This is a genomic window from Fructilactobacillus sp. X7R7C1, assembly GCF_059901065.1.
The window spans coordinates 115022-130573 of record NZ_JBWXVF010000003.1; the positions used below are offsets into that span (position 1 = coordinate 115022).

Annotated in this window: 16 protein-coding genes and 1 other annotated feature; of the genes, 15 read left to right on the forward strand and 1 reads right to left on the reverse strand. The window is 38.6% G+C overall.

Annotation, left to right across the window (positions count from 1 at the left end):
* Positions 1 to 22: 22 nt before the first annotated feature.
* From glmS to AC6UDC_RS05435, 9 genes are all read left to right on the forward strand, one after another.
* A complete protein-coding gene (glmS, locus tag AC6UDC_RS05395; protein ID WP_500711205.1) occupies positions 23 to 1840 on the forward strand; it encodes a glutamine--fructose-6-phosphate transaminase (isomerizing) in 1818 nt (605 codons plus the stop codon).
* 145 nt (positions 1841 to 1985) lie between these two features.
* A complete protein-coding gene (locus AC6UDC_RS05400) occupies positions 1986 to 3131 on the forward strand; it encodes an ABC transporter ATP-binding protein (RefSeq protein ID WP_500711207.1) in 1146 nt (381 codons plus the stop codon).
* A gap of 57 nt (positions 3132 to 3188) precedes the next feature.
* Complete coding sequence (locus tag AC6UDC_RS05405; RefSeq protein WP_500696028.1) at positions 3189 to 3503, forward strand: hypothetical protein; 315 nt, start codon at positions 3189 to 3191, stop codon at positions 3501 to 3503.
* Between the two features lie 102 nt (positions 3504 to 3605).
* Complete coding sequence (locus AC6UDC_RS05410; RefSeq protein ID WP_500721668.1) at positions 3606 to 4649, forward strand: lactonase family protein; 1044 nt, start codon at positions 3606 to 3608, stop codon at positions 4647 to 4649.
* A gap of 95 nt (positions 4650 to 4744) precedes the next feature.
* Positions 4745 to 5572, forward strand: coding sequence for an HAD-IIB family hydrolase (locus AC6UDC_RS05415; RefSeq protein WP_500721670.1), 828 nt, complete (start codon positions 4745 to 4747; stop codon positions 5570 to 5572).
* Positions 5573 to 5622: 50 nt separating this feature from the next.
* Positions 5623 to 5871, forward strand: coding sequence for a hypothetical protein (locus tag AC6UDC_RS05420; protein ID WP_500694319.1), 249 nt, complete (start codon positions 5623 to 5625; stop codon positions 5869 to 5871).
* Positions 5872 to 5958: 87 nt separating this feature from the next.
* Complete coding sequence (locus AC6UDC_RS05425) at positions 5959 to 6279, forward strand: ArsR/SmtB family transcription factor (protein ID WP_500694320.1); 321 nt, start codon at positions 5959 to 5961, stop codon at positions 6277 to 6279.
* Complete coding sequence (locus AC6UDC_RS05430) at positions 6269 to 6871, forward strand: cation efflux transmembrane domain-containing protein (RefSeq protein ID WP_500721672.1); 603 nt, start codon at positions 6269 to 6271, stop codon at positions 6869 to 6871. The genes AC6UDC_RS05425 and AC6UDC_RS05430 overlap by 11 nt, the downstream gene beginning before the upstream one ends.
* An 81-nt stretch (positions 6872 to 6952) precedes the next feature.
* Positions 6953 to 8293, forward strand: a complete 1341-nt coding sequence (locus AC6UDC_RS05435; protein ID WP_500721673.1) for a dihydrolipoyl dehydrogenase family protein — start codon at positions 6953 to 6955, stop codon at positions 8291 to 8293.
* 58 nt (positions 8294 to 8351) lie between these two features.
* Here the strand turns inward: AC6UDC_RS05435 and AC6UDC_RS05440 are convergent, their stop codons facing one another.
* Entirely contained in the window at positions 8352 to 9233 is an 882-nt protein-coding gene (locus AC6UDC_RS05440) for a 3-hydroxyacyl-CoA dehydrogenase (RefSeq protein ID WP_500721675.1), read from the reverse strand.
* A 157-nt stretch (positions 9234 to 9390) separates the two neighbouring features.
* On the opposite strand from AC6UDC_RS05440, the gene AC6UDC_RS05445 reads away from it, so the two are divergent.
* The 6 genes from AC6UDC_RS05445 to AC6UDC_RS05470 all read left to right on the forward strand — a co-directional run bounded on the left by AC6UDC_RS05445 (position 9391) and on the right by AC6UDC_RS05470 (position 15470).
* The gene (locus tag AC6UDC_RS05445; RefSeq protein WP_500696110.1) at positions 9391 to 9918 is read left to right on the forward strand and encodes a GNAT family N-acetyltransferase; all 528 of its coding nucleotides are present in this window, start codon (positions 9391 to 9393) and stop codon (positions 9916 to 9918) included.
* Between the two features lie 38 nt (positions 9919 to 9956).
* Complete coding sequence (locus AC6UDC_RS05450) at positions 9957 to 10709, forward strand: sulfite exporter TauE/SafE family protein (protein ID WP_500694324.1); 753 nt, start codon at positions 9957 to 9959, stop codon at positions 10707 to 10709.
* 25 nt (positions 10710 to 10734) lie between these two features.
* A complete protein-coding gene (locus tag AC6UDC_RS05455; RefSeq protein ID WP_500696847.1) occupies positions 10735 to 11481 on the forward strand; it encodes a sulfite exporter TauE/SafE family protein in 747 nt (248 codons plus the stop codon).
* Between the two features lie 23 nt (positions 11482 to 11504).
* Positions 11505 to 12254, forward strand: a complete 750-nt coding sequence (locus AC6UDC_RS05460) for a sulfite exporter TauE/SafE family protein (RefSeq protein ID WP_500696037.1) — start codon at positions 11505 to 11507, stop codon at positions 12252 to 12254.
* Between the two features lie 46 nt (positions 12255 to 12300).
* Positions 12301 to 12509, forward strand: a binding site (T-box leader).
* A gap of 42 nt (positions 12510 to 12551) precedes the next feature.
* Entirely contained in the window at positions 12552 to 13949 is a 1398-nt protein-coding gene (gene asnS, locus AC6UDC_RS05465) for an asparagine--tRNA ligase (protein ID WP_500721677.1), read from the forward strand.
* Positions 13950 to 14069: 120 nt separating this feature from the next.
* On the forward strand, positions 14070 to 15470 hold the full coding sequence (locus AC6UDC_RS05470; protein ID WP_500694328.1) for a DHA2 family efflux MFS transporter permease subunit: 1401 nt from the start codon (positions 14070 to 14072) through the stop codon (positions 15468 to 15470).
* Positions 15471 to 15552: the final 82 nt, after the last annotated feature.

Sequence of the window (15552 nt, forward strand, 5' to 3'; positions counted from 1 at the left end):
ATTTTAAAGAGAGGTCATTCCCATGTGTGGAATCGTTGGAGTTACAGGCAATAAGAATGCGACATCCATTTTAGTTAATGGATTAGAAAAATTACAATATCGAGGATATGATTCAGCCGGAATCTTTGTGGAAGGAAAAGACCACAAAGATTATTTAGTGAAAACGACCGGAAGTATCGACGATTTAAAGAAAAAGATTGGGCCAGAAGTACAGGGAACTGCCGGAATTGGACACACTCGTTGGGCTACTCACGGTGGGGTAAACATTGAGAATGCTCATCCACAATTCTCAGATGACAACCGGTTCTATCTGGTTCACAATGGTGTGATCGAAAACTATGAACAACTGAAGAAAGAATACTTATCAGACGTTAAGTTTCATAGTCAAACTGATACCGAAGTGGCGGTTCAATTGGTTGATAAGTTTGTGACTGAAGACAAAATGAGTACAAAGGATGCCTTCATTAAGATGCTTTCACTCCTTAAGAATTCTTCATATGCTTTCATTTTAATGGATAAAGAAGATCCAGATACTTTATATGCAGCCAAAAACAAAAGCCCCATGTTGATTGGATTATGTGACGGTTTCAACGTAGTATGTTCTGATTCAATTGCTATGTTAGACGTTACTGATACTTTTCTTGAGGTGGTTGATGGTGACGTTGCGATTGTAAAGCCTGATAAGGTAACCATCCTTGATGAAAACCGTAAGCCAGTAGAGCGTCATCAGTTCAAGGTAACCATTGATCCAAGTGCGTCTGATAAGGGGACTTATCCTTACTACATGCTTAAAGAGATTGATGAACAACCCAATGTCATGAGAAAATTAGTTAAAGAGTACTTTGATGCAGACGGAAACATGAACGTTGGTTGTGGCGTAATGGATACCATCCTTGATTCAGATCGAATCTATATCGTGGGTGCTGGTACCAGTTATCATGCTGGATTAGTCGGTAAAGATTTGATGGAGAAGTACACTGGAATTCCAACTGAAGTGCATGTCTCATCCGAGTTTGCTTACGAAGATCCATTGCTTTCTAAGAAACCATTTTTTATCTTTTTGACTCAAAGTGGGGAGACCGCTGACAGTCGGGAAGTTTTAGTGAACGTTAACAAGCATCATTTTCCTAGTTTAACCATTACTAATGTTGCTAATTCGACATTGTCGCGCGAAGCAACTTACACGATGTTGCTTAATGCTGGTCCAGAAATTTCAGTTGCTTCAACTAAAGCATATACTGCTCAAATTGCAATCCAAGCCATTTTGGCAAAGGCCGTTGGTATGCGGGGTAATCGTCAGGTCGCAAAAGATTTTGATTTAGCACGACAATTGGGTTTGGTTGCGACTGGGATGCAGTCAATTGTTGAAGAAAAAGATAAGATTGATGAAATTGCTAAGAAATATTTCGTTGATGCTAAACAGGCCTTTTACATCGGCCGTGGGGTTGATTACACTGTTTCCCTTGAAGCAGCGTTGAAGTTAAAAGAAATTTCTTATGTCCATGCGGAAGGCTTTGCTTCTGGTGAACTTAAGCACGGAACAATTGCATTGATTGAAAAGGGCACTCCAGTGATTGGTATTATCACCCAAAAGAAGACCGCTGGATTAACTCGTAGTAATCTGGAAGAAACTGCAGCTCGTGGTGCCAGTGCTTTGACGATCGTGCGACAAAGTCTAGCTCAAGATGGTGATACGTTTGTGATCCCGGACGTTAATGAGTTGTTAACGCCGCTGCTTAGTGTCATTCCAGCTCAACTAATTGCTTATTACACTAGTTTGAACAAGGGATTGAACGTTGATCGTCCAAGAAACCTTGCTAAAAGTGTTACAGTTGAATAATATTTTTAAGGGCTACCATTCTTGGTAGCTCTTTTATTATGTTGTTGAAGCATCGTTGAGTACTGAACTTTCTTTACATTTTAGTAATTTTCTCGTATTATTTTATTATCGTGTCAGTTGTAATTTTGAATTTAGGAAGTAAACCATGACTGAAAAAAATTATAAAATTAAAGTACAAGATGTCACCAAAGAGTATGACATGTTCAAGACTCAATCTGACAAATTAAAGTCGTTTTTCTCATTATCAAAGAAAAATAAAACCCCACATTTTTGGTCTTTGATGGGAATTTCATTTACCGTTCAGCCTGGTGAAGCATTGGGAATTATTGGTGTAAATGGTTCGGGAAAGTCGACCATTTCTAACATTATTTCCGGCATTATTCCGCAAACGACCGGCCAAGTTGATGTGCGCGGAGACACTTCGATTGTTGCGATTAACGCTGGATTGAGAAAGAATTTAACTGGCCGTGAAAACATCCGCATGAAGTCATTGATGCAGGGACTTACAAACCGCCAAATTGACGATATGATGGACGACATCATTGCCTTCGCGGATATTGGTGATTTTGTTGACCAACCAGTAAAAGACTACTCTAGTGGTATGAGGTCCCGACTTGGCTTTTCCATTGCCGTTCACATTAAGCCAGACATTTTGATTATTGATGAAGCCTTATCCGTTGGTGACGATACTTTCTACCAAAAATGTGTTGATAAGATTGATGAATTCAAAGAAGAAGGTAAGACCATTATCTTTGTATCTCATTCACTAAAGCAGGTTCGTTTGTTGTGTGATCGAGTTGCTTGGATTAACTACGGGAAGCTACGGAAAATTGGTCCGATGGAAGAAGTCGTCTCCGAATATCAGAAGTTCATCAAGTGGTTTAAATCGTTAAGCAAAAAAGAGAAAAAACAGTTCCAGAAAAAAGAAAAGACCATTCAGAAGAATTTTGATATTGATAAGTATCAAAAGGAAATTACTAATGAGTATGCTGAGGATCACCCGAATGATCCTAATCCAGCACGAACCATCCATAAGCGGTTCTATAGTGAAGTTATTCAAGAAAAGATGCCATTGACCACTAAGATTATGACGTGGGCGGTTTTCTTTGCCATGATTTTCTTTTGCTTGGTAAATGTATCTGGTCATCCAACGATGGCGGTTGTTAGACATCCAAGTTATATCATTCACCCAAGTAAGAAGATGAGGTACCAGAAGAAGAATGGTAAATCAGTAATGGTCACCAAGCATGAATACAAACAACTTGAGAAACATGCCTGGGGACAACGATAAAAATTTTGCTATTATTCAAAGTGAATAATAGCATTTTTGTTTAGGAGGAAGATTTAGATGGCAATGAAGAGTCATGAAACATTTACATTGATTGAGGAAATTACGCGATTAGATGGTTCTAAGTACCTTGAAATCAGCAACATGGTGCAGAACGGACGAGCTGAGCTTGCTGCAGAACGAAAAATGATTAAACAGGTTCGGATCCTTCAACTAAACATTCCTCACTCCGTTCATGTCATTAATTACGAGAACTATGTTAACCAGAATTATGTGATGCCAAAGGAAAACTTTGACCACTTTGAGGAGTGGAAACGAACCCCAGCAATGGATCATGAAGTCCAGATGATTTTAAAAGAGAACCATATTGGTTAAATCAATTGGCTAATCATTTTGTGAATTAAATCATTAATATTTGTTATCACCAACCATCAAATATGGCATAATGAGTATGAATAATATTTGGAGGTGTTGATGATGACTGAAAAATTTTTAATTGGAACTTATACCCAAAAAACTAGTAAGGGCGTTTACCAAATTGAATTAGACAAAGACAAAAAACAGCTGGAAAATGCTCAGTTAATTGCGCAAATTAGCTGTCCAACTTACGTTGTGGAATCTAGTGACCATAAAATCTATGCGATTGATCGTAATCAAGATGAAGCGGAAACACGTGGTGGGATTGCTGTTTTTGATAGCAGTACCATGCCAGCTAAATTAATGCAAGAAGACATTGAAGTTGGTCCCTCACCAGCCTACATTACTGTAGACGAAGGACGCCAGATGGTCTATACAGCAAATTATCATACTGGTAATGTCATTGCGTATCACATTGAAAGTGACGGGACTGTCAAAGAATCACAGCGAATCCATGACGATGGAATGACCGGTCCACTACCAGAACAACAAAGTGGTCCTCATCCACACTATGCCGATCTAACTCCTGATGATCGCTTAGTGATTTGTGACCTGGGATTGGATCGAGTTTATTTGTATGATGTTTCTGACGCGGGTGAGATTACTCCTGTTAGTGAGATTCAGTTGTCACCTGGATTTGGTCCAAGACACATTGCTTTTGCTGAATCGACGGGAAAGGCTTACTTAATTGGTGAACTAAGTAGTAAGATTGCAGTTCTTGATTATAATGAAGAAGCTGGCATCTTTACCGTCCAACAGGTTGTTAAAACTATTCCCAATGACTACAAAGATGCCAATGGTGGAGCTGCAATTCGAATAACTAACGATGAGAAGTTTGTGTATGTTTCTAATCGTGGCAATGATTCGATTGCTGTTTTTAAGGTCCTAGATGATGGTGACTTAGAGCGAATTCAAGTAATTTCAACTGAAGGGGAATTTCCGCGTGATTTTAACTTTAATTCAGATCAATCCTTTCTAATTGCTGTAAATCAAAACACTAATAACGCAACCTTGTACGAGCGAAATCATGAGAATGGTAAGTTGTCTGTCATTCAAAAGGATTTTGCGGTACCAGAGGGAACCTGTGTTGCTCCTCGAAAATAGTTAATTTAATTAAAAGTTAATGCTTTTATAGTGTTAACTTTTTTCATTCCCTTAACAAATTGATATAATTAATTTAAACAGGTGGGGTGGAGATTTTGATTAAATTAATTGTGACAGATATGAACAAAACCTTTTTAAATGAAGCTAATCGATATGATGAGATTAAGTTTTTAAAAACGTTTCAAAAAATGAAACACCAAAACGTTAATTTTGCCGTCGCTAGTGGCGGACCGAATGATAAATTACAAAGCCTGTTTATTGATTATCGGGACCAAATGGATTTTATTTCTCAAAATGGTTCAGTAATTTATCGTGGAAATGATTTAGTCCATGCCGAATCGCTGAATGATGATCAGATTAAACAGACTTTAAAGATGCTTTATGATGATTTTGGCCCTGACATTGTCGGGGTTAACGTATCTGGGCTTAAGCATACTTATGTAGATAAAAGGCTACCCGAAAAAATGTATCAGTTAATGAAACAATACTATAGTAATACGGTCCGTTTGAATGATTTGGCTAACATCACAAGTGAGAACACTGATGATCAATTAGTAAAAGTTGGTGTGACGTTTAAGCAAGGTGCAAACGTGATGCGAAAAGTTCATGAAATGCGACAGATGCTTCCAGATAATCTTGAGAGTTTAAACTCTGGCTTTAATACCGACCTAATTGGTGTAAAGGGGGTTGACAAAGCAACTGGCGTGCGCTATTTGATGAAAAAATATGATGCCAATCCTGAAGAGGTTGTCACATTTGGGGATAATGAGAATGATTTAAAAATGTTGGATTTAACCCCGAATAGTTATGCTATGAAGAATGGCATTCGGGAGGCAAAGGACGCCGCTGGTCACGTTACCGAGTTTGATAATAACGATGATGGGGTTCTAAGGACAATTGATACCATTTTAGATAATCAGTAGTTTCATTTAGTAAGGTAATGACAGTACAAATATACGTGAGGCGATTAAAAATGAATAACGAAGAATTAAATAACATTGTTGAAGGACGTTTGGATAAGTACTTTGAAAAATATCCAAGTACTCCTGATGTTGAGATGTACAAGATTGAGTTGAAACGTTCAATCGTAAAAGATGCATTAGCTAAGATTTCAGATGAAGTTACGATTAACGATGCAATTAACCAGGCTTTTTCTGACTTTGGTGACATTGATCACGCTATTAATCAGATTGTTTTTAAAAGTCATGGAATCAAGGATTAAAATGAATTAGCCGTTGTGGCTTTTTTTATTAGGATACATATGACAATGTATTCATATGAAATAAATTACATATATAAGGAGAAAATCATGGATTCTAAGATTAATCCCAAAAAATTAGAAGAAGCTCATGAGTTATTTAAAATTTTGAGTAATCCGGTTCGGATTCAAATGTTAGTGTTGTTAGAAAATCACTTACTCAACGTTGGTGAGATTAGTGAGGAACTTGGGCTTGAACAATCAGCTACTTCTCATCAATTGGCAATGCTTAAAAAGCATCAATTGGTAAGTAGCGAACGGAAGGGCAAGTCAAATTATTATCGCCTGGATGATCCTCATATTATGGACATTGTAAATGAAGGACTAGCTCATTCGGATCACGTGGTAAGGGGTGTCAAACATGGAAACTAAAAACGTGGTTGGATATGGAATGATAATTGAGATGGTTGCGATTGCTTGGATGATAGTAGAATTTTCGGTTGGCTTAAAGGCCGGGATCGATGCCCACTCAATTGTATTAATTGCGTTTGGTCTTGATAGTTTGATGGAGATTATTGCTGGATTTGTTTTACTATTTCGTTTGGAAATTGAGTTTAAAGGGAGTTCAAAAATTGACATTAATCGAGTGGATAAGGTTGCCACGAAGATCGTTAGCATCATTTTGCTCCTTCTGTGTGTCTATATTCTAGTTACTTCTGGATATAATTTGTTTCAGCATGAAGGTGCTGATGGCAGTCTGATGGGGATCATCATTTCTATTTTGTCTCTTATTATCATGCCAATGATCGCCTATGCTAAGTATTGGATTGGGAAAGTAATTGGTTCTAACGCTTTAATTCAGGATGCCATTTGTAGTGTTACGTGTGCTTATCTTGCTGGGACGGTGCTTATCGGAGTTTTGCTTAATTATTTTTTCCATATTTGGTGGATCGATTCAACAGCAGCAATTCTAATTGTTTTCCTTATTGGTAAAGAGGCATTAGAATGTCTTGTGGAGAGCTAATCTTGACAAGTGCAATTATAGAACTATAATAATAATTGTATAAAGTTTAGTTGTACAAAACTAAAGGGTGAGGTGTTAAGTATGAGTGAAAACAATTATCAATTTGATGTATTGTATTTAGGAAGTGGACATGGTGCTTTTAACGGTGCTATTCCATTGGCTCTAAAGGGTAAAAAAGCTGGTATTATTGAAGTTGGCAAGATTGGTGGAACTTGTCCTAACCGTGGATGTAACGCTAAGATTGCTTTAGACTTCCCAGTTAAGATGAAAAAAGACGTTGATAACTTCCAAGGACACGGCTTAGATGGAACTACTAAGATCAATTGGGCCGATAACGTTAAGCATGAAAAAGAAGTTATCAGTCAATTACCTGGTGGAATCGAACAAGGTCTAAAGAGTGTTGGCATCGATGTGATCCATGGGTATGGAAAGATCGTTGATGCGCACACCATTGACGTTGACGGTACCAAGTACACCGCTGATAAACTTGTTGTAGCAACTGGAGCTCATTATCACAAGATTGATATTCCGGGTGCTGACTTGGCATACGATGGAACTGATTTCTTGAACTTAGAAAAACAACCAGAGCACATGACCGTTATCGGTGGTGGATACATTGCCATTGAATTTGCTACAATCGCAGCAAATGCTGGAACTAAGGTTACCATCCTATTGCACCATGACAAGGCCTTAAGAAAGTTTTATCAACCATTTGTTGAGTCATTACTTAAAGATCTTGAATCTCAAGGAGTTCAAATCATTCGAAACGTTGATCCTGAATCAATCGAAAAATCAGGTGATGGTTTTGTAGTCAAGACTAACAAAGACAACATTGACTCTGATTGGGTTCTTGATGCAACTGGCCGTGATCCGAACATTGAAGGATTCGGTCTTAAAGAAGTTGGCGTTGATTACGATAAGAACGGAATCAAAGTTGATGATCATCTTCAAACTTCAGTTGACAGCATTTACGCTGCTGGCGATGTTCTTGATAAACAAGTTGGTAAGTTAACTCCAACCGCTATTTTTGAGTCAATGTACCTTACCAAGTTATTTACTGGTGCTACTACTGATCCAATTAAGTATCCAGCTGTTCCAAGTGCAGTTTTCTCATCACCACGAATTGCTGAGATCGGTGTTAGTGTTGACGAAGCTAAGGCCAACCCTGATAAGTATGATGTTAAAGAATCAGACCTTGCCACTGATTGGTTCAGATTTGCAATGCAGGAGAACAAAGGTAAGACCATTTCAATCACCGACAAACAAGGTTACCTAGTAGGTGCTACTGAAATCAGTTCTGAAGCTGATAACGTTATTAGTACTTTGGCACCATTTGTTGAGTATCATATCTCACCAGAAAAGATGAGCGAATTGATCCCATTGTTCCCAACACTTGGTTCTGAGACTTTGAATCATCTATAAAATTAAAAATCTATAAAATAAAAAGTTCGCCAAATGGCGAACTTTTTTTTATCTAATTCTATTTAAGAAATTCTGGTTTTCTGAAATCAGGATCTGGATAAGTGTAAAAGCCCTTACCGGATTCAAGACCAATGTTACCTTGGTCAATCATATCCTTGAATTTTTCGGAAGCCTTTTTAACTTCTGGGTTAGTTGACATCTTAGTGATATCATACATGGTTTTCATCCCAATAATGTCCATAATAGCGAAAGGACCAAGTGGTGCACCAGTTCCAATCATCCATGCCTTATCGATCGTTTCAGGATCAGAAACGCCATTGTTCCAGAGGACTAAAGCATCTGATAGAAATGGTACTAACAGTGAGTTCAATAGGTAACCAGGTTGTTCCTTGTTAACTAGGATTGGAACCATTCCGATTTCGCGTGAAAACTGTTCCATCTCTTTTGGAAGATCCTTATTAGTTTTAGATTGTGACATGATTTCAGCGGTATTGTTTTTCCAAATTGAGTTAGCGAAGTGGTAACCCAAATACTTGTCAGGGCGACCAGTAGTATCAGCAAATTGTGATGGAAGTAGCGTCGAAGTATTAGTAACGATGGTGGTATCTGGATCTGCCAGTTCACTGAATTTCTTGTAAAAGTCATTTTTAACATCTGGATCCTCAGAAAGAGCCTCGATAACTAAGTCAGCACCCTTAAGAGCGGCCTTTAAATCAGTGGTGTAATGGAGATGTTCCTCTGCGTTCTTGACCTGTTCATCGGTAGCTCCAATGTCTTTTTTTACTGCTTTTTCCCAACGAGCTACTCGCGCCTTAGCACGATCGAGTGAGCCGTCTGAACGGCCCCAAATAGTAGTGTTTTTTCCGTGAAAAGCCGACATGAAAGCAATTTGTGAGCCTAAGGTGCCTCCACCGACAATGACAACGTTATTGAATGTCATGGTGATTTCCTCCTATATATTTACTTATTATCCACTTCTATTTTATGCTAGTGAAAGCGCTTAAGCAACCTTCTTTATCTGTTATAAATGACAATGGTTGCAAGCCAGAGTAAATTAGTTAAAATATTAACTAAATTGTTAATGGAGGTTCAAAATGATGAGTGAGATTAGAAGGGTAACGATTGATGATATTAGTGCTTTACGAGCCATTAGTCGGGAAACGTTTGCCGAGACGTTTGGAACCGAAAATAAACCTGAAAATTTAAATCAATACTTGGATAATGCCTACGATCCGGAAAAATTAAAGAATGAAATTTCTGATCCTAATTCTCAATTTTATTTTGCCTACGTTGATGGAAAATTAGCTGGTTATCTAAAGTTAAACGTTGATGATGCTCAATCTGAAGAAATGGGTCCGCATCTCTTAGAAGTGGAACGAATTTATTTGAAAAAAGAATTTAAACGTCACGGTCTAGGAACCGAATTGATTGATTTGGCTGTTAATGAGGCGCAGAAAAAAGGGAAAGGAAAGGTTTGGCTTGGGGTCTGGGAACATAATGATGCTGGATTAAAGTTCTATCAAAAAATGGGATTTAAGCAAGTTGGGGATCATGTTTTTCAATTGGGCAAGAGTGCTCAGCGTGATTTGATAATGGAAAAACCAATTAGTGGTAACATTAAGTAAGTAGTTAATAATCTTAATTGGGAAAGTTGGTTCTTTCGTTGTTATTTAATGGTATTTTTCTTTTAATTGCTAGCATCATTGCCGGAACGTTGAGTAGTGTCGTTGGCATGGCAAGTGTGATTCTTTATCCGGCACTTTTGTTTGTTGGATTACCACCAATTATGGCAAACGTCACGATTACGGTGGGAATTATTTTTAGCGGAACGAGTGCCGTCTTGTCATCGAGACGAGAGCTCAAAGGACAGGGTTCGGTCACTCTTCACGTTATGCTATTTGCGGTCATTGGTGCGGTTATTGGATCAATTATCCTGTTACATAGTTCCAATAAAAGCTTTCAAGATGTTGCTCCCTTTGTCATCTTACTGTCTGGAGTTTTAATGTTAATTCCAAAACGACAGTCAACGTTTGCTTCTGAAAGTATTTCAAAAACAGCGAGTGCAATTGCCGCGATTGCCATTGTGATTGTTGGGATTTACGTTGGCTACTTTGGTGCAGGCGGCGGAGTGCTAATGGCTGCCATTTTGATTCGAATTATCGATGCACCATACGCCATTTGCAATGCGGTCCGAAATGTGACGACTTTAACCATGAACGCAGTATCAGCTGCCATCTTTATTTTTACTACCCCAATTAGTTGGAGTGCTTTGGTGGTGCTTGCCATTGGTCTGTTTATTGGTGGGTACATTGGCCCGATTATTGTCCGGGTAATTCCATCAGCTGTAATGAAGTACACGGTTGCGATTGGTGCGATTATCCTGGCTGCTTTTTTAGCATATCAGGCATATTTTTAAAAAAGATGAATGTAGGGAAAATATTATGTGGAATTTAATTTTTTTAGTAGTGGCAGGAGTTGTTAGCGGGGTGCTTGAAAGTACGGTTGGACTGGCCAGTTTGGTTGCTTATCCAGCGATGCTTCTGGCAGGATTTGCACCGATCGTTGCAAACGTCACCAACACGGTTGGCTTTGCCTTTAGTGATTCAAGTGCCATTTTAGCGTCCCAAAAAGAACTTAAGGGACAAAGCAAAGTCATCTTTAAGGTTACCATCTGTGCTGGAATTGGGACCATTATTGGTTCTTTAATTTTACTTAACAGTTCGAATAAAAGTTTTGAAAACGTTGCCCCAATCATCATTATGATTTCGGGAGTTTTGATGTTGCTACCAAAGAGTCAAAAACAATTATCTGAAACGCATATGACCGTGTGGGGGAAAATAATTACCGCCATTGCACTTCTTTTTGTTGGGATGTATTTAGGTTACTTTGGTGCTGGCGGAGGAGTCATGTTAATTGCAATTTTACTTCGAGCCGTTAATCAACCCTATGCTGTTTGTAATGCAATCCGAAATTTTGTTTCGTTAATTTTGAACTGGATTTCGGCCATCATATTTATGTTTACGATGCCAATTAATTGGGTGGCTTTGATTGCCATCACAGTTGGGTTACTAGTAGGTGGATATATTGGGCCGTCAGTCGTACGTCATATTCCATCCAATGTTATGAAGTATGGGGTTGGGATCGGTGCCATTGTATTAGCGATTTGTTTGGGAATTAAGACCTATTAATAAAACAAGGAGAAAGTGGAAGTTTGATTTTAAAGTATTTCTTATTGATTTTTGCTGGGATTTTGAGCGGAATTATGGGAACCGCTGTGGGACTTGCTAGCGTTGTTTCATATCCAGCAATGTTGGCTTCCGGACTATCACCAATCGTTTCCAGTGTGACTAACATCGTTGGTTTTGCGTTTAGTAACATGAGCGCAGTGGCTTCATCTCAAAGAGAATTAAAGGGTCAAGGTAAGACCATTTTAAAAGTGGCTATTTTTGCTGGAATTGGGTCTGCACTCGGTTCCCTGATTCTTCTTCGTAGTTCCAACAAAAGTTTTGCAGATATTGCACCAGTTGTCATCATGTTGTCTGGGATTTTGATCATGCTACCGAAGAGTCAAAAGCAGTTAATGAAAACCCATTTGGGATTATGGGGTAAGACCATTACCGCCATTGCACTGACGTTGGTTGGAATGTACTTAGGTTATTTTGGTGCTGGTGGTGGAATTTTGATCATGGCGATTTTAATGCGAGCCTTAAATGAGTCATATGCCGTGGATAATGCCATTCGAAATGTGATGTCACTAGTTATGAATTGGATCTCGGCTTTGATCTTTATTTTTACAATTCAGATTAACTGGCCAGTTCTGATTACGCTAACGATTGGATTGATGATTGGCGGATACATTGGACCAGCCATTGTACGTCTCATCCCATCCAATATCATGAAGTACGGGGTCGGAATCTTGGCAATTTTATTGGCCATTTATTTAGGAATTAAAACTTACTAATCATGTTGCAACCAGCCTGTGATTATGGTACTTTTAAATCAAATAAGATATGACAATAAAGAGGACGAGTACCATTAATTTCTTTTATAGCGAGTCGAAGTTGGTGAGAGTTCGATAAAGAGTTAATGGGAAAAACACCTTGAGTTTTAAAGCTTGAACGAAGTAGGGCTAACGGTCGCAATCCGTTATCATTGTGTGAGTTGGTTTATGTTACATAAACAATATGGGTGGTACCGCGATGACCTCGTCCCTTTTTGAGATGAGGTCTTTTTTATTGTCTAAAAGGAGTTGTTAAGTATGAAAGAACAAAACGTTTTAGCAAAAGATTTGTACACTAAGAAACACGATTTTGGTAATGAATCAGTAGTTCTAGAAGGATGGATTCGAACCATTCGTAATTCTAAAAAGATTGCCTTTATCGAAGTCAACGACGGTTCATACATTAAGAATGTTCAGGTGATTGTCAAGAGTGATCTAGATAACTTTGATGACATCATCAAACTGCCGATTAGTTCAACTCTGAAGGTGATTGGCAAACTCGTGGACACCCCGGATGCCCCGCAGCCATTTGAAATTCATGCGGAGCAAGTTAAGATTGAGGGTGTTTCTGATCTAGACTATCCACTGCAAAAGAAGAAGCAATCACTTGAGTACCTTCGTTCTATTGCACATTTACGTCCTCGAACCAATACTTTTTACGCTGTTTTCAAGATTCGTTCGATGGCAGCCTTTGCGATTCATGAATACATGCAAAAACACGGCTTTGTCTATGTAAACACTCCGATTGTTACTAGTAGTGACACGGAGGGGGCTGGTGAGATGTTTCAGATCACTAGTTTAGATCAAAATGACCTGCCAAGGGATGAAAATGGTAAAGTCGATTACTCAAAGGATTTCTTTGGTCAAGAGACGAACTTAACCGTTAGTGGACAATTACCAGTCGAGGCCTTTGCTCTGGCATTTAGAAACGTATACACTTTTGGCCCAACTTTTAGAGCTGAAAATTCGCATACTAAACGCCACGCTGCCGAATTTTGGATGATTGAACCGGAAATGGCATTTGCTGATTTAGATGACATTATCGAAACGTCTGAGGACATGCTAAAGTATGTCATTAATTATCTACTTGAAAATGCTGCAGAGGACCTTCAATTCTTAAATGATAACGTCGACGACAACTTACTTAAGTTGCTTCAAACTACTGTGAACGAGAAGTTTGCGCGGATCACGTATACGGAAGCAATTGATTTGCTTGAAAAAGCTGACGTTGAGTTTAAATATCCGGTTAAGTGGGGGATTGATTTAAAGGCTGAACACGAACGTTATCTATCCGAAAAAGTGTTTGGCAAACCCGTGTTTGTCACTGATTATCCACGGAATATCAAAGCCTTCTATATGCGTGATAACGACGATGGTAAGACCGTTGCTGCTTCAGACCTTCTGGTTCCAAGAATTGGTGAACTAGTTGGAGGAAGCCAACGAGAAGAGCGTGAGCAAGAATTGGCTGACAAAATGGATGAATTTCATTTATCAAAGGATGAGTACGAGTGGTACCTCGAATTACGTAAATACGGTGGCACTAAGCACTCTGGCTTTGGAATTGGCTTCGAACGATTACTGATGTATGTCACTGGGATGGATAATATTCGTGATGTTATCCCTTATCCAAGAACCCAAGGTAGTATTAAATTTTAGACTAAAATGAGCCCATGAGAAATCATGAGCTTTTTGTTATCTTTTGTAACAATTCAAATGAAAAAATGATAGTCTATAAATAGCTATTAAATTAGTACAAATCGAAAAGGAGCGCTTTATATGGCAAAAAGTAATGGACTTAGTAGATTAGAAAGATTTTGGTTTATTACCATCATGTTAATCGGTACTTTCACCATGTCGATTAGTCAGTCATCACTATCGACGGCTTATCCCACATTGATGAAGTACTTTGATATTTCAGCATCAACCGTTCAATGGTTAACAACTGGCTTTATGATCATCATGTGTATCATGATGCCGATCAGTCCTTGGTTGTTGAACAACATGAGTTTTAAGAAACTCTTTATGGGAGTTTTACTGATGTTCGACCTGGGAACGTTGATTATTTTAATCAGCAATAGTTTTACGTGGGTTCTGATTGGGAGAGCCTTAGAGGCAATTGCCGTTGGAATTTTGTTTCCATCGTATCAAACGGTATTACTAAATATCACGCCGGAAGATGATCGAGGAACGATCATGGGAGTTGCTGGATTGGTCATGGGTTCAGCTCTGGCGTGTGGACCAATCATTTCCGGAATCGTTTTGAAGTTTACCACTTGGCGTGGCTTGTTTGATGTCTTCATTGTGATTATCACTGCTGTATTCCTGATTTCATTCTTTGTGATGAAAGACGTTATGCCACGAATTAAATCAAAGTTAGATTGGCTTTCGATCATCTATTCATTTGGTTTGATTGGGATCTTGTACGTAATTAGTGAAATTGCTAAACCAAACAATAACTATGGAATGCTTTTACTCATCCTGATTATTAGTATCGTTTTGATTGCGTTGTTTGTTTTCCGTCAGTTTAGAATTAGCAATCCACTATTGAACCTGAACGTTTTAAAGACGTTTAACTATGATTTGGCGGTACTCTTAACCGGATTCTCATACATTTCATTGATTGTAGTTACCATTATCTTCCCGTTGTATTATCAACAGGTATTGGGAGTATCACCATTCATTTCCGGGATGGCACTAGTTCCTGGAGCTGTTTTCTTAAGTATCTTGAACCCAATCACGGGTACGATTGTTGATAAAATTGGATTTAAGCCAGTTATGTTAACAGGAATGTTGATGATTGTGCTGGGCTGGGCCATTTTAGCCTTTTTCCCAATTTACAATATCTGGGGCATGATGATCTTGGCAATGCTAATTGAGGGTGGAAATGCCTTTGTCATGATGCCTGCGGTTACGCTTGGGGCCGATTCACTGCCAGAAGATTTGATTTCTTATGGAACGGCTTTAATTACGACGGTCAGACAGGTACTTGGGTCAACTGGAGTTGCGGTTGCAACGATTGTATTGGTTAGAGCAACTGGATTCTTCAAACTCAGTATGCCGGCAATGCCAGCTCAGGTTAATGGATTCCACATGGTTTACTGGGTCTTCTTGGTAATTGCGGTCATCGGATTATTGTTTGCGGTTATGATTAGAACGCCAAAAAAAGATCAAAAATAAATTAAAAACGTATTTTAGATGGAAATCAAATGATTTCCATCTTTTTTTGGTTAATTATAAATTAATTTCACAATATAATGCC

Bases quoted from the DNA above. Each gene is read 5' to 3' on its own strand.
- glmS (WP_500711205.1), top strand. From the start codon at position 23: ATGTGTGGAATCGTTGGAGTTACAGGCAATAAGAATGCGACATCCATT.
- AC6UDC_RS05400 (WP_500711207.1), top strand. From the start codon at position 1,986: ATGACTGAAAAAAATTATAAAATTAAAGTACAAGATGTCACCAAAGAG.
- AC6UDC_RS05405 (WP_500696028.1), top strand. From the start codon at position 3,189: ATGGCAATGAAGAGTCATGAAACATTTACATTGATTGAGGAAATTACG.
- AC6UDC_RS05410 (WP_500721668.1), top strand. From the start codon at position 3,606: ATGACTGAAAAATTTTTAATTGGAACTTATACCCAAAAAACTAGTAAG.
- AC6UDC_RS05420 (WP_500694319.1), top strand. From the start codon at position 5,623: ATGAATAACGAAGAATTAAATAACATTGTTGAAGGACGTTTGGATAAG.
- AC6UDC_RS05425 (WP_500694320.1), top strand. From the start codon at position 5,959: ATGGATTCTAAGATTAATCCCAAAAAATTAGAAGAAGCTCATGAGTTA.
- AC6UDC_RS05430 (WP_500721672.1), top strand. From the start codon at position 6,269: ATGGAAACTAAAAACGTGGTTGGATATGGAATGATAATTGAGATGGTT.
- AC6UDC_RS05435 (WP_500721673.1), top strand. From the start codon at position 6,953: ATGAGTGAAAACAATTATCAATTTGATGTATTGTATTTAGGAAGTGGA.
- AC6UDC_RS05440 (WP_500721675.1), bottom strand. From the start codon at position 9,233: ATGACATTCAATAACGTTGTCATTGTCGGTGGAGGCACCTTAGGCTCA.
- AC6UDC_RS05445 (WP_500696110.1), top strand. From the start codon at position 9,391: ATGAGTGAGATTAGAAGGGTAACGATTGATGATATTAGTGCTTTACGA.
- AC6UDC_RS05455 (WP_500696847.1), top strand. From the start codon at position 10,735: ATGTGGAATTTAATTTTTTTAGTAGTGGCAGGAGTTGTTAGCGGGGTG.
- asnS (WP_500721677.1), top strand. From the start codon at position 12,552: ATGAAAGAACAAAACGTTTTAGCAAAAGATTTGTACACTAAGAAACAC.
- AC6UDC_RS05470 (WP_500694328.1), top strand. From the start codon at position 14,070: ATGGCAAAAAGTAATGGACTTAGTAGATTAGAAAGATTTTGGTTTATT.